At 73.0% G+C, this 15,031-nt stretch carries 12 protein-coding genes and 1 pseudogene; 10 read left to right on the top strand and 3 right to left on the bottom strand.

Annotated elements, in window-relative coordinates; genetic code table 11:
• Positions 1-652 (top strand): annotated as a pseudogene (locus Voc01_RS48700) (glycogen debranching enzyme); the annotation flags it as partial.
• Here Voc01_RS48700 and Voc01_RS48695 read toward each other — a convergent pair.
• Both Voc01_RS48695 and Voc01_RS48690 read right to left on the bottom strand, forming a co-directional pair.
• Positions 649-1,230: an O-methyltransferase gene (locus Voc01_RS48695; RefSeq protein ID WP_203934614.1), complete on the bottom strand. Its 582-nt coding sequence runs from the start codon at positions 1,228-1,230 to the stop codon at positions 649-651. The pseudogene Voc01_RS48700 and the gene Voc01_RS48695 overlap by 4 nt on opposite strands.
• A gap of 15 nt (positions 1,231-1,245) precedes the next feature.
• On the bottom strand, positions 1,246-2,412 hold the full coding sequence (locus Voc01_RS48690; protein WP_203934613.1) for a hypothetical protein: 1,167 nt from the start codon (positions 2,410-2,412) through the stop codon (positions 1,246-1,248).
• Between the two features lie 124 nt (positions 2,413-2,536).
• On the opposite strand from Voc01_RS48690, the gene Voc01_RS48685 reads away from it, so the two are divergent.
• From Voc01_RS48685 to Voc01_RS48660, 6 genes are all read left to right on the top strand, one after another.
• Entirely contained in the window at positions 2,537-3,307 is a 771-nt protein-coding gene (locus Voc01_RS48685) for a bestrophin-like domain (protein WP_203934612.1), read from the top strand.
• A 97-nt stretch (positions 3,308-3,404) separates the two neighbouring features.
• Entirely contained in the window at positions 3,405-4,805 is a 1,401-nt protein-coding gene (locus Voc01_RS48680) for a family 2B encapsulin nanocompartment shell protein (RefSeq protein ID WP_239161041.1), read from the top strand.
• Positions 4,805-6,181, top strand: coding sequence for a family 2B encapsulin nanocompartment shell protein (locus tag Voc01_RS48675; RefSeq protein WP_203934611.1), 1,377 nt, complete (start codon positions 4,805-4,807; stop codon positions 6,179-6,181). The genes Voc01_RS48680 and Voc01_RS48675 overlap by 1 nt, the downstream gene beginning before the upstream one ends.
• 73 nt (positions 6,182-6,254) lie before the next feature.
• The gene (locus Voc01_RS48670; protein WP_203934610.1) at positions 6,255-7,292 is read left to right on the top strand and encodes a polyprenyl synthetase family protein; all 1,038 of its coding nucleotides are present in this window, start codon (positions 6,255-6,257) and stop codon (positions 7,290-7,292) included.
• Positions 7,293-7,525: 233 nt separating this feature from the next.
• Positions 7,526-8,458 (top strand): 4-hydroxy-3-methylbut-2-enyl diphosphate reductase, encoded by a 933-nt coding sequence (gene ispH / locus Voc01_RS48665; RefSeq protein WP_203934615.1) that lies wholly within the window; start codon positions 7,526-7,528, stop codon positions 8,456-8,458.
• Positions 8,455-10,611: a terpene synthase family protein gene (locus Voc01_RS48660; protein ID WP_203934609.1), complete on the top strand. Its 2,157-nt coding sequence runs from the start codon at positions 8,455-8,457 to the stop codon at positions 10,609-10,611. The genes ispH and Voc01_RS48660 overlap by 4 nt, the downstream gene beginning before the upstream one ends.
• 150 nt (positions 10,612-10,761) lie before the next feature.
• Here the strand turns inward: Voc01_RS48660 and Voc01_RS48655 are convergent, their stop codons facing one another.
• Positions 10,762-11,535 (bottom strand): CPBP family intramembrane glutamic endopeptidase, encoded by a 774-nt coding sequence (locus Voc01_RS48655; protein ID WP_203934608.1) that lies wholly within the window; start codon positions 11,533-11,535, stop codon positions 10,762-10,764.
• A gap of 42 nt (positions 11,536-11,577) precedes the next feature.
• On the opposite strand from Voc01_RS48655, the gene yaaA reads away from it, so the two are divergent.
• The 3 genes from yaaA (at position 11,578) to Voc01_RS48640 (ending at position 14,828) form a co-directional block, all read left to right on the top strand.
• Positions 11,578-12,333, top strand: a complete 756-nt coding sequence (gene yaaA, locus Voc01_RS48650; RefSeq protein WP_203934607.1) for a peroxide stress protein YaaA — start codon at positions 11,578-11,580, stop codon at positions 12,331-12,333.
• A 9-nt stretch (positions 12,334-12,342) separates the two neighbouring features.
• Positions 12,343-13,080, top strand: a complete 738-nt coding sequence (locus Voc01_RS48645; protein ID WP_203934606.1) for an aldolase — start codon at positions 12,343-12,345, stop codon at positions 13,078-13,080.
• A gap of 197 nt (positions 13,081-13,277) precedes the next feature.
• Positions 13,278-14,828 (top strand): DHA2 family efflux MFS transporter permease subunit, encoded by a 1,551-nt coding sequence (locus Voc01_RS48640; RefSeq protein ID WP_203934605.1) that lies wholly within the window; start codon positions 13,278-13,280, stop codon positions 14,826-14,828.
• Positions 14,829-15,031 lie beyond the last annotated feature (203 nt).

The following is a 15,031-nucleotide window of genomic DNA, read 5'->3' as shown; positions in this document are numbered from 1 at the left end:
GGGGCCCACCGACAACCCGGAGGTGCTCGCGCTGCGCGAGCGCCGCAAGCGCAGCCTCCTCACCACCCTGCTGCTGTCGCAGGGCGTCCCGATGCTGTCGCACGGCGACGAGCTGGGCCGCACGCAGCGGGGCAACAACAACGTCTACTGCCAGGACAACGAGCTCAGCTGGGTCGACTGGGACGAGGCCCGCGACTACGACAGCCTCACCCACTTCGTCGGGCGGCTGACGAAGCTGCGCGCGGACCACCCGTTGTTCCGCCGCCGCCGCTTCTTCGACGGCCGCCCGGCCGGCCCCGCCGGGGTGCCCGACCTGGCCTGGCTGCGCGCCGACGGCCAGCCGATGCGCCCCGACGACTGGACCGGCGACCACCCGATCGCGGTGTTCCTCAACGGCAACGGCATCCACGAACGCGACGCGCTCGGCGAGCGGATCCTCGACAACTCGTTCCTGCTGCTGTTCAACCCGATGTCCGACGCGGTCACGTTCACCGTGCCCGGCCCGGAGTACGGCGCGCTGTGGGAGGTGGTCGCCGACAGCGCCGACCCGCTGCTCGCCACCCCGTCGCGGCTGATCGGCTCGACGAAGCCGAACGGCCCCCTGGACGTCGACGGGATGAGCGTCGTCGTGCTGCGCTGCCCGATCCCTTAGGCTCTCCGCCACCCGAGGAACAGCCCCTTGCCGACCGTCGCCGTGGTCGACTCGAACCCGCCGTGCTCCGCGACGAGGGCGAGGAACGGCGCCACCTCGTCCGGGTGCGACAGCACGTTGTCGACGGCGAGCACGCCTCCGGGTCGCAGCACCCGCACCGGATGCGGCCACCACCCCGGGTACTCCACCCGCTCGGAGTCGAGGAACAGCAGGTCCACGCTGGCGTCGGCGAGCCCGGCGAGCAGCGCGCCGCCGTCCACCAGCCGCCGTTCCACGACGGCCTCGACCCCGGCGCGGGCCAGGTTCGCGGCGGCGTCCGGCCACTCCTCGACGTCGGCGGTGAGCACGCGCCCGCCGGTGTCGCGCACCGCGTCGGCCAGCCAGATCGCCGAGTAGGCGTTGGAGGTGCCGACCTCCACGACGGTGCGCGCACCGGCGGCGCGCAGTACGAGCGTGAGCAGTTCGGCGGAGCCGGGTTCGAGGTTGCGCCGCCGCCGGAGCCGGTCGGGCTGCGCCTCGTCGTGGTCGACCCCGTCGGCGTAGAGGTCCTCGAGCAGTGTTCGCAGGCGGGAGTCCATCCGCCGATTGTGCCCTCACCTGTTCCGGCGGATCAGGCGCACCGCCACCACGGCGCCCAGCAGCAGCGCACCCACGACGGGAATGAGCCGCGTCGTGACGCGCGGCTCGCGCGGCGGCGCGGCCACCGCCGGATGCGGGCGCGGCCGCGTCGCCGCACCGGGCCGCGGGCCGGGCGCCGGGCCGGTCGGTCTTTCCGGGGTGACGGGCGTCCGCGCGGCTTGGCGTGGAACGGGCGGCCGGTTCGCCGGCGGAACCGCCACCGCCGCCGGCACGGCGGGGGCCGGCCCGACCGACGAGGGGGCGGCGGACGGTGCCACGGACGGTGCCACGGACGGGGCCGGACGCGGGCCGGGACACATCGCCGCGTCGGAGGACTCGGCGGGGTCGACGGTGGTCACCCGGCGGGCCGTGCCGGACGGTGTGACGCGGTAGATCGTGCCGCGTCCGGTGGCCCGGTGGTGCACCACGTACAGGGAGCCGTCGCGGGCGACCGCCGCGCCACCGTAGTTCGAGCCCGGCGGCAGGCCGGTGACCCTCGTGCGGACCGGGCGCAGCGTGGGACCGGCGAGCCGGAGCAGCGCGGCCCGGCCGCCGGCGCGGGTGACCGTCACCAGGTCGCCGCGGGCGTCGAGGGCCCAGTCGCCGATGGCGGTGGTGGCCGCGTCGGGCAGCGGGCGGGTGGCGGTCAGGCGTGGCGGGCCGGGGCGCAGGCGCACCTCGCGCAGCGCGTCGCCGCTGGCGACCACGAGGGTCACCGTCGCGCCGGGGCCGGTACGCAGGGCGGCGGCGTGTCCGGAGGAGAGCGGGTGGCGGACGTCGGCGGTCACCGGGCCGAGGTCGTCGACGGCTCCGTCGGGGCGCACGCGGACCGGGTGCGGGCCGTCGCGGAAGCGTTCACCGTGGCGGCTGGCCGCCAGCCCGTAGACCGAGCCGTCGGGCGCGCAGCCGATCGCGTTGAGGGACCAGGGCAGCGGCTGCCGGCGGACGGTGCCGCCGGCGCCGGCCCGGTACAGCGTCGAGGTGTCCGCCGACGGCGGGCGTCCCACCCACACCAGCCCGGCGGGCGGTCCGCTGTCGACGGCGTTCGCCACCGGGACGGTCACCAGCAGCCCGCCGACGACCGCGGCCGCGGCGCCCCACCGACGGAGGGCGCGGCGCCGCGTGGCGGTTCGGCTCTGCAACACCGGCTCCCGGTTCGACCGTGGTGAACGTGTGCGAACGCCGGACGCGCGCCGCCCGACGACTGCTAGTTTCCCGCGCAGAAACGGACAACAGGGCGGTTTTCGCCAAGATGGGAACGTATTCGTGAACCTCGAAACGATATTCGTCGGTGCCGTCGTGGTGGTGGTGACCGTCGTCGCCGCGATCGGGGCGGCGACCCAGGTGCAGCGATACCTGCCGATGGCGGAGCGGCGGGAGAACAACGACGTCGTCGGCGTCGCGTTCGCGATCGTCGGGGTGCTGTACGCGATCCTGCTGACGTTCGTCACGTTGAGCGTCTGGGAGGACAACGACGCCGCGGAGACCAGCGCGCGGGCCGAGGCCCGCGCGGTGGTGGAGCTGCGGCGCTACGCCGCGACGCTGCCGGGGCCCGGCAACGCCACGCTGACCGCGTTGGCCGACCGCTACGTCGACACCGTCGCCCGGGAGGAGTGGCCGCGGATGGCCGACGGTCAGGCGGTGGGACCGGCGGGCGCGGCGATCCTCGACGACCTGTGGCGCACGGTCGACGCGGTGGTGCCCGGGGCCGAGCCGGCGGTCAGCCGGCAGGCGGAGGTGCGCACCACACTGCGCGAGCTGGGGCAGGCGCGCGACGCGCGGCTGGCCGCGACCGACGCCGGGCTGCCGGGCGTGGTGTGGCTCGCGTTGCTCGTCGGGGCGGTGCTCGCGCTCGGCAACACGGTGCTGTTCGGCGTGAAAGGGACCGTGGAGTACCTGTCGATCGTCGCGATCCTGTCGGCGATGTCGGCGCTGATGCTGTACGCGGTCTACCAGCTCGAGTACCCGTACCAACGGGGCGAGCGCATCACCGCGCAGGTGTTCCTCGACGCGGTCGGAACCCTTACCGGGCAATGATTTCCGAGAACCGCCCGGCGCGGCGTCCGCCGGTGGTAGCTTCGAGCCGCCTGACCGAAATGTCCGAATTTGGGATCACGAAGACGGAGAGACGCACGTGACCGTACGCGAAGCGGACCGGCTCGAGGACCGCCTCAGCCTCAGCACCGCCGCGGCGAGAAACCTCGCGACCACCACCAAGACCGCGCCGCAGATGCAGGAGATCACCTCCCGCTGGTTACTGAAGCTGTTGCCGTGGGTGCAGGTCAGCGGTGGCGCGTACCGGGTCAACCGGCGGCTGGCGTTCACCGTGGGAGACGGGCGGATCACGTTCACCAACGCGGGCGCGCGGGTGCGGGTCGTCCCCGAGGAGCTGTGCGAGCTTCCGTTGCTGCGCGGCTTCGGGGACGTGTCGGCGCTGCGGTCGCTGGCCGACCGGTTCACGCAGCAGGAGTTCGCCGCCGGCGAGGTGATCGCGCGGTCCGGCCAGGCGGCCGACCGGGTCGTCCTCATCGCGCACGGCAAGGTGCAGAAGCTCGGCGCGGGCGCGTACGGCGACCAGACCGTGCTCGGCGTGCTCGCCGACGGCGAGTTCTTCGGTGACGGCGTGCTCGCCGACGGACAGTCCACCTGGGACTTCACCGCCCGCGCGCTCACGCCCTGCACGGTGCTGATGCTGCCCCGGCACGCCTTCGACCAGATGAACGGCGGCTCCGACACGCTGCGCGCGCACATCCGGCGCATGCGCGAGGCCCCACGCCCCGACACCAACCAGCACGGCGAGAAGGAGATCGCGCTGGCGGCGGGGCACGAGGGTGAGCCGGCGTTGCCGGGGACGTTCGTGGACTATGAGGCGGAGCCGCGGGAGTACGAGTTGTCGGTGGCGCAGACCGTGCTGCGCGTGCACTCGCGGGTGGCCGATCTGTACAACGATCCGATGGACCAGGTGGAGCACCAGTTGAAGCTGACGGTGCACGCGCTGCGGGAGCGGCAGGAGCACGAGCTGGTCAACAACCGGGACTTCGGCCTGCTGCACAACGCCGACCTGCGGCAGCGGATCCACACGCGCACCGGTCCACCGACGCCCGACGACCTCGACGACCTGCTGTCGATGGTGTGGAAGGAGCCGACGTTCTTCCTCGCCCACCCGAAGGCGATCGCCGCGTTCGGGCGCGAGTGCACGAAGCGCGGCGTCTATCCGTCCTCTGTGGACGTCGGCGGCCACCAGGTGCCGGCGTGGCGCGGCGTGCCCATTTTCCCGTGTTCGAAGATCCCGGTGACCGACACCCGCACCACCTCGATGCTGCTGATGCGCACCGGCGAGGAGCGGCAGGGCGTCGTCGGACTGCACCGCACCGGCCTGCCCGACGAGTACGAGCCCGGCCTCAACGTGCGGTTCATGGGCATCAGCGAGCAGGCGATCATCTCCTACCTGGTGAGCGCGTACTACTCGGCCGCCGTGCTGGTGCCCGACGCGCTCGCCGTGCTGGAGAGCGTCGAGACCGGCCGGGAGGCGTGATGACGGCGGTCCTGGAGCGTCTCAGCCTGAGTACGGCGGCGGCGCGGACCCTCGCCACCACGACGAAGACCGCGCCGCAGATGCAGGAGATCACCTCGCGGTGGCTGCTGCGGATGCTGCCGTGGGTGGAGACGAAGGGCGGCGTCTACCGGGTCAACCGGCGACTGTCCTATGTGGTCGGTGACGGCCGGGTCACGTTCCTCAACGACGGCGCCGCCGTGCGGGTCGTCCCGCGGGAGCTGACCGAGCTGCCCGCGCTGCGCGGCTTCGACGACGACGGCGTGCTCGCCACGCTCGCCGGCAGCTTCCGCCAGCAGGAGTTCGCGCCGGGCGAGCAGCTCGCCCGGGAGGGCCAGCCGGCCGACCGGGTCGTGCTCGTCGCCCACGGCAAGGCCCGCTGCACGAAGGCCGGCGCCTACGGCGACCCGGTGACGCTCGGCGTCCTCGGCGACGGCGAGTTCTTCGGCGCCGACCTCCTCCTCGGGGACAGCGCGCCGTGGGACGCGACGATCACCGCGCAGACCGCCTGCACGGTCCTGACGCTGCACCGCGACGACCTGAACCGGCTCGACGGCGCGCTCGACGCGGTGCGGCGGCACGCCGCGCGGCTGACCGCCGACCGCAACCGGCCCCAGAACAGGCACGGCGAGAAGGAGATCGCGCTGGCGGCGGGGCACGAGGGTGAGCCGGCGTTGCCGGGGACGTTCGTGGACTATGAGGCGGAGCCGCGGGAGTACGAGTTGTCGGTGGCGCAGACCGTGCTGCGCGTGCACTCGCGGGTGGCCGATCTGTACAACGATCCGATGGACCAGGTGGAGCACCAGTTGAAGCTGACGGTGCACGCGCTGCGGGAGCGGCAGGAGCACGAGCTGGTCAACAACCGGGACTTCGGCCTGCTGCACAACGCCGACCTGCGGCAGCGGATCCACACGCGCACCGGTCCACCGACGCCCGACGACCTCGACGACCTGCTGTCGCGGCGCCGCAGGACGCGTTACCTACTGGCCCACCCGAGGGCCATCGCGGCCTTCGGTCGCGAGTGCACCGCCCGCGGCGTCTACCCGTCCACTGTGGACGTCGACGGGCAGCCGCTGACCGGCTGGCGCGGGGTGCCGATGCTGCCCTGCGACAAGATCCCGGTGACGGACACCGGCTGCACGTCGATCATCGCGATGCGCACCGGCGCCGACGACCAGGGCGTGGTGGGGCTGCGCCAGACCGGCCTGCCCGACGAGTACGAGCCCGGACTCAACGTGCGGTTCATGGGCATCGACGGGCGGGGCATCATCTCCTACCTCGTGAGCACCTACCACTCCGCGGCCGTGCTCGTGCCCGACGCGCTCGGCGTCCTCGACAGCGTGGAGGTGGGTCGGTGAGCGAGCACTTGTGCGAGCGAACGATCAGCTCAGTCCCCGCGGCACGCGTCGCCGAGCGAAGCGAGGTGACAGCGTGACCACCGTCGCGGAGACCCGTACCGCGGCCGAGATCCTGGCCTGGAGCCGGGAGACGGTCGAACCGACGATGCGGGCGGCGGTCGACTCGCTGCCCGGGTCGATGCGCCGGGTGGCCGGCTACCACCTGGGCTGGTTCGACGCGGCCGGCGAGCCGCTGCCCGGCGGTCCGGTCGCCGGCAAGGCGGTTCGGCCGGCGCTGGTGCTGCTCGCGTCGGCCGCCGTCGGCGGCATCGCCGACACCGCGGTGCCGGCCGCGGCCGCCGTCGAGCTGGTGCACAACTTCTCGCTGCTGCACGACGACGTCATGGACGGCGACGAGACCCGCCGCCACCGCCCCACCGCGTGGACCGTGTTCGGCCGCGACGCCGCGATCCTCGCCGGCGACGCGCTCGTGACGCTCGCGATGGACGTGCTCGCCACCGCCACGCGCGGCTGGAGCGCCACCGGGCCGTCGGCCGTCGGTATCCTCTGCGCCGCGGTGCAGAAGCTGCTGGACGGGCAGAGCGCCGACCTCGACTTCGAGCTGCGCGCCGACGTGGGGCCGGGGGAGTGCCGGGCCATGGCCGAGGCGAAGACCGCGGCGCTGCTGGCCTGCGCGTGCGAGCTGGGCGCCCGCGGCGGGCGGGGCGCGGAGTTCCGCGTGGCGCACCTGCGCGACTTCGGCACCTCGCTGGGCGTGGCGTTCCAGGTCGTCGACGACCTGCTCGGCATCTGGGGCGACCCGTCGGTGACCGGCAAGCCGGTCCACTCCGACCTGCGCAGCCACAAGAAGTCCTTCCCGGTGACCGTCGCGCTCGCGGCCGGCTGCCCGGAGCTGCTCGACCACTACCGGCGTCCCGGTCCGTGCGGCGAACGCGACCTGCGCCGCGTGGCCGACCTCATCGAGTCGACCGGCGCCCGCGCGTGGTGCCAGGACACCGCCGACGCGCTGCACGCCGACGCGCTCGACCACCTCGTCGCGGCCGGCGCGCCCGGTCGCGTCGAGACCGACCTGCGGACGCTGGCCGCCTTCGTCACCCGTCGCGACCGGTGACCGCCGCCCTCGACGTGGCCGCGACCGTCGCCTCGGAGCTGGAGACCGACGGGCGTCGCGTGCCCGCGCCGGCGGCGGTGTTCGTCGCCGGAAGCCTGGCCCGGGCGGGGATCGCGGCGAGCGAGCGGCGGCTCGGTCTGTCCGATGTGGACGTCGCGGCGCTGCTGCCCGGTCCCGTCGCGCTGGCCGCGCGCGGCACCGGCGCCGCGCCGGCGGTCGCGGCCTGGCTGGCGGTGGCCGGCCCGCGGACCGTGCTGCTGGCCGCGCCGCGGTCGTTCTGCGCCGGCGTGGAGCGGGCGATCGAGATCGTGGAGCGTTCGCTCGCGCACGGGCCGGTGTTCGTGCGCAAGCAGATCGTGCACAACACGCACGTCGTGGAGGACCTGGGCGGGCGCGGCGCGACGTTCGTCGACGAGCTCGACGAGGTGCCCGACGGTGCGACGGTCGTGTTCTCCGCCCACGGCGTCTCGCCGGCGGTGCGCGCGGAGGCCGACAGCCGGGGGCTGACCGTCGTCGACGCGACGTGCCCGCTGGTGGCCCGGGTGCACGCGTCCGCCCGCCGGGCCGCCGCCCGCGGGGACACCGTCGTCCTCATCGGACACCCCGGCCACGAGGAGGTGGAGGGCACCCTCGGCGAGGCGCCCGGGTCGGTGCTCGTGTCCACTGTGGACGACGTCGACCGGCTGTCGGTGCCCGACCCGGCCACGGTGACGTTCCTGGCGCAGACCACGCTCGCCGTCGACGAGACCGCCGACGTGGTGGCGCGGCTGCGGTCGCGGTTCCCGGACGCGCGCGGCGCCGCCGAGGAGGACATCTGCTACGCCACCACCAACCGGCAGGACGCGCTGCGGTCGGTCGCCTCCGACGCCGACCTCGTGCTGGTGGTGGGCTCGGCCAACTCGTCGAACTCCCGGCGGCTGGCCGAGCAGGCGGTGCGGCAGGGCACCCGCGCCGAGCTGGTCGACGACGTCTCGCACGTGCGGCCGGAGTGGCTGGCCGGCGCGCGCACGATCGGGCTCACCGCCGGTGCGTCCGCTCCGCCCGGTCTCGTCGACGAACTGGTCCGCGCGCTCGGCGGCCTCGGACCGGTGACCGTGACCGAACGCCGCACGGTCGCCGAGACCGTGCGGTTCACCCTTCCCCCGCTCCCGGAGGCATCACCGTGACCGCGCCCTACCGGCTGCCCGACTTCTACGTGCCGCACCCGGCGCGGCTGAACCCGCACCTCGAGCGGGCCCGCGCGCACACCGTGGCGTGGGCCCGCGACATGGAGATGGTCGAGGGGTCCGGAATCTGGACCATCGAGGACCTCGAGGCGCACGACTACGCGCTGCTGTGCGCGTACACGCACCCCGACGCGTCCGCGGCGGTCCTCGACCTGGTGACCGACTGGTACGTCTGGGTGTTCTTCTTCGACGACCACTTCCTGGAGACGTTCAAGCGCGGCCGCGACCTCGTCGGCGCGCGGCGGTACCTGGACCGGTTGCCGTTGTTCATGCCGCTGTCGGGCGCGGTGGTCGACGTCCCCACGAACCCGGTCGAGCGGGGGCTCGCCGACCTGTGGACGCGCACCGTCCCGTACCGGTCCCCGCAGTGGCGTTCCCGGTTCTTCGACAGCACCAGGGCGCTGCTCGACGAGTCGTTGTGGGAGCTCGGCAACATCAGCGACGGGCGGGTGGCGAACCCGGTCGAGTACGTGGAGATGCGGCGCAAGGTCGGCGGGGCGCCGTGGTCGGCCGACCTCGTGGAGCACGCCGTCGACGCCGAGGTGCCCGCGTCGGTGGCCGCGTCGCGCCCGCTGCGGGTGCTGAAGGACACGTTCTCCGACGCCGTGCACCTGCGCAACGACCTGTTCTCCTACCAGCGCGAGACCGAGACCGAGGGGGAGTGCAACAACGGCGTCCTCGTCGTGGAGCGGTTCCTCGGCTGCACGCCGCAGCGGGCCGCGGACACGGTCAACGAGCTTCTCACCTCGCGGCTGCAGCAGTTCGAGAACACCGCGCTGACCGAGCTGGCGCCGCTGTTCGCTTCCCACGGCCTGCCCGCTTCCGGGTGCGCCGACGTTCTCCGGTACGTACAGGGACTGCAGGACTGGCAGTCGGGCGGCCACGAATGGCACCTGCGGTCCAGCCGCTACATGAAGTCGAGTGGATCCTCCGGCACGGTGAGCACGACACGGGCGCGCAGCCTGTCGCACGTCCCGTACCGCCCGACCGCGGACGTCGACCTGCCGACGGACCTGTACCAGCCGTTCCCCGCGCGCTTGAGCCCGTTCGTGGACGACGCGCGGGCGTTCACCGTCTCGTGGGCGTCGACCATGGGGATGTTGTCGGGCGTATGGGACCGGGAGCAGCTCGTCGGCATGGACCTGCCCCTGTGCGCGGCGGCGATCCACTGGTCGGCGTCGGCGGAGCAGCTGAACCTGTCCAGCGGGTGGCTCGCGTGGGGCACCTACGCCGACGACTGGTTCCCGCTGATGTTCCACCACACCCGCGACGTGGTGGGCGCGTCCGCGTTCGTGCGGCGGCTGCCGATGTTCATGCCGCTCGACGGCTCCTGTCCGGCTCCGTCGAACGAGGTGGAGCGCGGCCTGGCCGACCTGTGGGCGCGCACGGTCATGGCGCCCGGCGCTCGGGCCGGGTTCCGCCGGGCCGTGCTCGACATGACCGACAGCTGGCTGTGGGAGCTGGCGAACGTCACCCAGAACCGGGTGCCCGACCCCATCGACTACCTGGAGATGCGCCGCCGCACGTTCGGCTCCGAGCTGACGATGAGCCTGTCCCGCCTGTACCGGGCGGTCGCGGTGCCGCGGGCCGTGTTCGCGAGCCGCCCGGTGCGCGCCCTGGAGAACGCCGCGGCCGACTACGCGTGCCTGGTCAACGACCTGCGGTCGGTGCGCAAGGAGGTCGAGTTCGAGGGTGAGCTGAACAACGGCGTGCTCGTGTTCGCGCACTTCCTGGGCTGTACGGTCCCGGAGGCGGCCGCCCTCACGGTGGACCTGATGACCGCGCGCCTCAAGCATTTCGAGCGCGTCGCGGCCGTGGACCTGCCCCAGCTGTACGAGGACCTGCGGCTGGACACGGTGGCCCGCAGCGCGGTCGAGGGCTACGTCGACGAGCTGCGCGACTGGATCGCGGGGGTGGTGCTGTGGCACCGGCGGACCACCCGCTACGACGAGGCGGAGATCCGCCGCACCCGCCGCCCGGGGCCGGTGGTGGCGGCGGGGCTGTCGCGCAGGGTGACCCGCCCGACCGGGTTGGGCACGTCCGCCGCGAATCTGGCCGACCGCCTCCGCGAGGCAACCAACCTAGCCTCCTAGGACGCCGTAGGGCGTGCGCCCGCGCCCACCCCACCCGGCCGCGCCGCGCCCTTCCCGCGCCGATCTTGCACTTGTGGCCGCCCTTATTTCGACCTATGTCCGGCTTATCGGGGGCCACGACTGCAAGATCGGCGCGGGAAAGGGCGGGGGTCACAGGGGTGGGCGGGGGGATCGCAGGACGGCGGGCGCGGTCGGGAGCGTGGGTGGGATCTCGTCGCGTGGGGGGAGAAGAAGGAGGCCGCGGAGGTCGATGGCCACGTGGAGGATCACGGCGGGGAGCAGGCTGCCGGTCCACAGGCACAGCCCCGTGCAGGCGAAGCCGATCGCGGCCGCGCCGAGCATGCCCACCGGGCCCTGGTACGCGTGGTTGGCCGTGAACGCCACCAGCGCCAGCAGACCGGCGAGCAGCGGGTGCAGCCCCAGCAGTCCGACGCCCACGGCCAGGAGCAGGCCGCGGTAGACGAGTTCCTCGCACACCCCGGCGCTCACCGCCACCACCGCGGCCAGCCGCCGCTCGGTCCGCGTGCGGGGGAGGAACGCCTCGAGGACCCCCGCCGGCCGGCGTGTCGTGCGGCCACTCAGGATGCGGCGGCGCACCGCCACCCCCACGCCGAGGATGGCGGCGCCCAGGGCGGCCGCGTACAGCGTCCACCACCAGGTGCCGGGACGGGTGCCCGCCAGTCCCACGTGTTCGCGGCCGACGCCGGCAGCCGCACCGACCACCACCAGCGTGACCGCGGCGGTCAGCCACTGCTCGGCCAGCGCCTCGACGTAGAAGCGGCCCGGCCGCAGCCCACCGGCGTCCAGACGGCGGCGCAGGTGGTACCCGAGCACCGGCCCGACCACGAACATGTAGCCCAGCAGCAGCACCACGAGCGTCGTGGCCAGGGCGTCGAACCGGGGGACCGGCCAGTCGGGCTGCACCCGACGCAGAATAGACCGGGCGGCATGTGTCAGAGTGCGGGCGTGCTGATCCTGCTGCCGCCGTCGGAGGGCAAAGCGGCGCCGCCGCGCCGTGGGCGTCCCGTCGACACCGGCCGGTTGACGGTTCCGGCGCTCACGCCGGTCCGGGAGAAGATCCTGGACGCGCTGAGCGACCTCTGCGCGGACACCGACCCCGCGCGGGCGCGGGCCGTTCTCGGCCTCGGCCCGACGCAGGACGACGACGTCCGGCGCAACGCGGCCCTGCGCACGACGCCGGCCCTCGCCGCGGCCGACCTGTACACCGGTGTGCTGTACGACGCGCTCGGCCTGACGAGCCTCGACGCGCCCGCGCGGCGGCTGGCGAACCGGTCGGTGCTGGTGTTCTCCGGCCTGTGGGGCGTGCTCAGGCTCACCGACAGGGTGCCGCCGTACCGGTGCGCGGTCGGCACGACGCTGCCCGGCGTCGGTGGGCTCGCCGCGTTCTGGCGGCCGGCGCTCACGGAGGCGCTGACGCCGTCCGGGCTCGTGCTCGACCTGCGGTCGGGCGCCTATGCCGCGATGTGGCAGCCGCCGCCGGCGCGCTCGGTCGCCGTGCGTGTTCTTCAGGACCGGGACGGGCGGCGCACGGTGGTCTCGCACTTCAACAAGGCCACGAAGGGACGCATGGTGCGCGACCTCCTGTCGGCCGGGGCCAACCCGCGCACGCCGTCGGCGCTGGCCGGTGTACTGGGTGACCTGGGCTACACGGTGGAGCAACCGGCCCCGGGCCGGCTCGACGTGGTCGTGACCTCGCTCTAGGCTGCGGAAATGCTGTCGTACGCCGACGAACGCGCCGACCTCGCCGCCGCGCTGCGGTGGGCCGCCCGGCTGGGGTTCCAGGAGGGTGTCGACAACCACTTCTCGCTGGCCGTTCCCGACGCCGACGGCGTGTTCACCGGCAACACGTTCCTGGTGAACCCGTACGGCCTGTTCTGGTCGGAGGTCACGGCGTCGTCGCTGGTGCTGTGCGACGGGTCCGGCACGGTGATCGAGGGCGACCACGAGGTGGAGACGACCGCGTTCTTCATCCACGCGCCGATGCACACCGCCCAGGTGAGGGCGGTGCTGCACACGCACATGCCCTACGCCACCGCGTTGTCGCTGCTCGACGGGGTGCGGTTGGAGATGGTCCAGCAGAACGCGCTGCTGTTCCTCGACCGCATCGCCTACGACGACGCGTACAACGGCTTCGCCCTCGACAAGGCCGAGGGGGAGCGGATGGTCGAGGCCCTCGGCGACCGGGCGGTGCTGATGCTCGGCGGCCACGGCGTGGTCACTACCGGTGACACCGTGGCGGAGGCGTTCGCCGACCTGTACTACCTGGAGATGGCGGCGCGGGCACAGGTGCTGGCGATGTCGACGGGACGCCCGCTGCGGCCGATCCCCGAGGACATCGCGCGGAAGACCGCGGCACAGGCGAAGCCGGAGCTGGCCCTCGTCGCCGAGCGCTACTTCGACGCGATCAAGCGGACACTGCGGCGGGAAGAGCCCGAAACCTTCGGCTGACCGCTTACCGACCGTGACGGACGTCATATCAGGCGAGTTCTGTCAGAGGGTTCCCTTAACCTGGGTGACGATTGCCGATGATCACCCTGTAGACCGGGGATCGGAGGCTTTGTTCCGAGGGGGGAATCTCGGGCTCCGGGCACGGTGGTGCCCTATCCGCGTGCGTGCCCCCGGTCCGACCAGAGGGAGCACTGCGCATGTCCGTTCCAGCGGGTAGCCCCGCACAAGCCGCCGCGGGCGACGACAAGCTCGACTCCGGCGTCCTCAAGGTGGCGGGCGTGGTGGTCATCGGCGCCATCATGTCGATCCTCGACGTCACGGTCGTCAGCGTCGCGCTGCCGACGTTCCAGGCCGAGTTCCAGGCGACCCCGGCCACCGTCGCGTGGACGATGACGGCGTACACGCTGGCCCTGGCGGCGGTCATCCCGGTCACCGGCTGGGCGGCCGACCGGTTCGGCACCAAGCGGCTCTACCTCATGTCGCTGGCGCTGTTCGTCGCCGGTTCGGTGGCGTGCAGCATGGCGTGGGACATCGGCCCGCTGATCGCGTTCCGGGCGCTGCAGGGCATCGGCGGCGGCATGCTCATGCCGCTCGGCATGACGATCATGACCCGCGCGGCCGGCCCCGAGCGCATCGGCCGGGTCATGGCCGTCCTCGGTGTGCCCATGCTGCTCGGTCCGATCGGCGGCCCCATCCTCGGCGGCTGGCTCATCGAGTCCTACAGCTGGCACTGGATCTTCCTGATCAACCTGCCGATCGGCATCGTCGCGTTCATCCTGTCGGCGATCGTGCTGCCCAAGGACAGCCCGAGCCCGTCGGAGACCTTCGACTTCCTCGGCCTGCTGCTGCTCTCGCCGGGTCTCGCGCTGTTCCTGTACGGCGTGTCGACGATCCCCGAAGCCGGCACCGTGGCCGACCCGGAGGTGCTGATCCCGGCCGCGATCGGTCTCGTGCTCATGATCGGCTTCGTCGGGCACGCGCTGCGCAAGGACCACCCGCTCATCGACCTGAAGCTGTTCAAGAACCGCAACCTGACCGTCGCGGTCATCACGATGTCGCTGTTCATCATCGCGTTCATGGGCTCGATGCTGCTGCTGCCCAGCTACTTCCTGCAGGTACGTGGCGAGGGCACGCTCGACACCGGCCTGCTCCTGGCACCGCAGGGCCTCGGCGCCATGCTCACCATGCCGATCGCCGGCCGTCTCACCGACAAGATCGGCCCCGGCAAGCTGGTGCTCACCGGCATCGTGCTGATCAGCCTGGGCCTGGGCAACCTGACCCAGGTCACCGACGACACCTCGTACGTCCGGCTCCTCGGCGGCCTGTTCGTCATGGGCATGGGCATGGGCATGACGATGATGCCGATCATGTCGGCGGCCCTGGCCACCCTCACCGACCACGCCATCGCCCGCGGCTCGACGCTGATGAACATCGTCCAGCAGGCCGGCGGCTCGGTCGGCACCGCGGTGATGTCCGTCGTCCTCACCAACGAGGTCAAGGACCGCCCCGCCGCCACCGCCCTGTACGCGGTGCAGCAGGGCCTGGCCACCCCCGAACAGGTGGGCGGCGACGCGGTCGTGAAGGTGGCCGGCCCGGCCGCCCTGGCCGACGCGTTCGCCTCCACGTACGTGGTGGCCGTGGTGCTCGTGGTGCTGTGCATCATCCCGGCGCTGTTCCTGCCGCGGAAGCGGATCCAGCGCACGCCCGAACAGGAGGCGGAGTCTCCCGTTCCGGTGGCGCTGCACTGAGTTTCCCGCTCTCCGTACCGCTGTTCCGGGCGGGAGCGACACACGACGGCAGATTCCAAGGCGTTCATGCCGTCGTGCGTCGCTCCCGCCCGAAACCGTCTCGGGGTCGGAGTCCCTGGACGGGTCGCTGGGCCGGTCGTGCTGGGCCTCGCTAGTACGCCCTGGCGTGGTCGCCCGGCGGGGTGGCCGTGGTCGCTTGGCCG

The organism is Virgisporangium ochraceum, from assembly GCF_016863655.1.
In the GTDB taxonomy this organism is placed as follows: Bacteria; Actinomycetota; Actinomycetes; order Mycobacteriales; family Micromonosporaceae; genus Virgisporangium; species Virgisporangium ochraceum.
This window is presented reverse-complemented; position numbering and strand designations above follow the sequence as displayed.

Coding starts and splice junctions, on each gene's coding strand:
- Voc01_RS48695 (WP_203934614.1), bottom strand. CDS start 1,230: ATGGACTCCCGCCTGCGAACACTGCTCGAGGACCTCTACGCCGACGGG.
- Voc01_RS48675 (WP_203934611.1), top strand. CDS start 4,805: ATGACGGCGGTCCTGGAGCGTCTCAGCCTGAGTACGGCGGCGGCGCGG.
- Voc01_RS48645 (WP_203934606.1), top strand. CDS start 12,343: ATGCTGTCGTACGCCGACGAACGCGCCGACCTCGCCGCCGCGCTGCGG.
- Voc01_RS48640 (WP_203934605.1), top strand. CDS start 13,278: ATGTCCGTTCCAGCGGGTAGCCCCGCACAAGCCGCCGCGGGCGACGAC.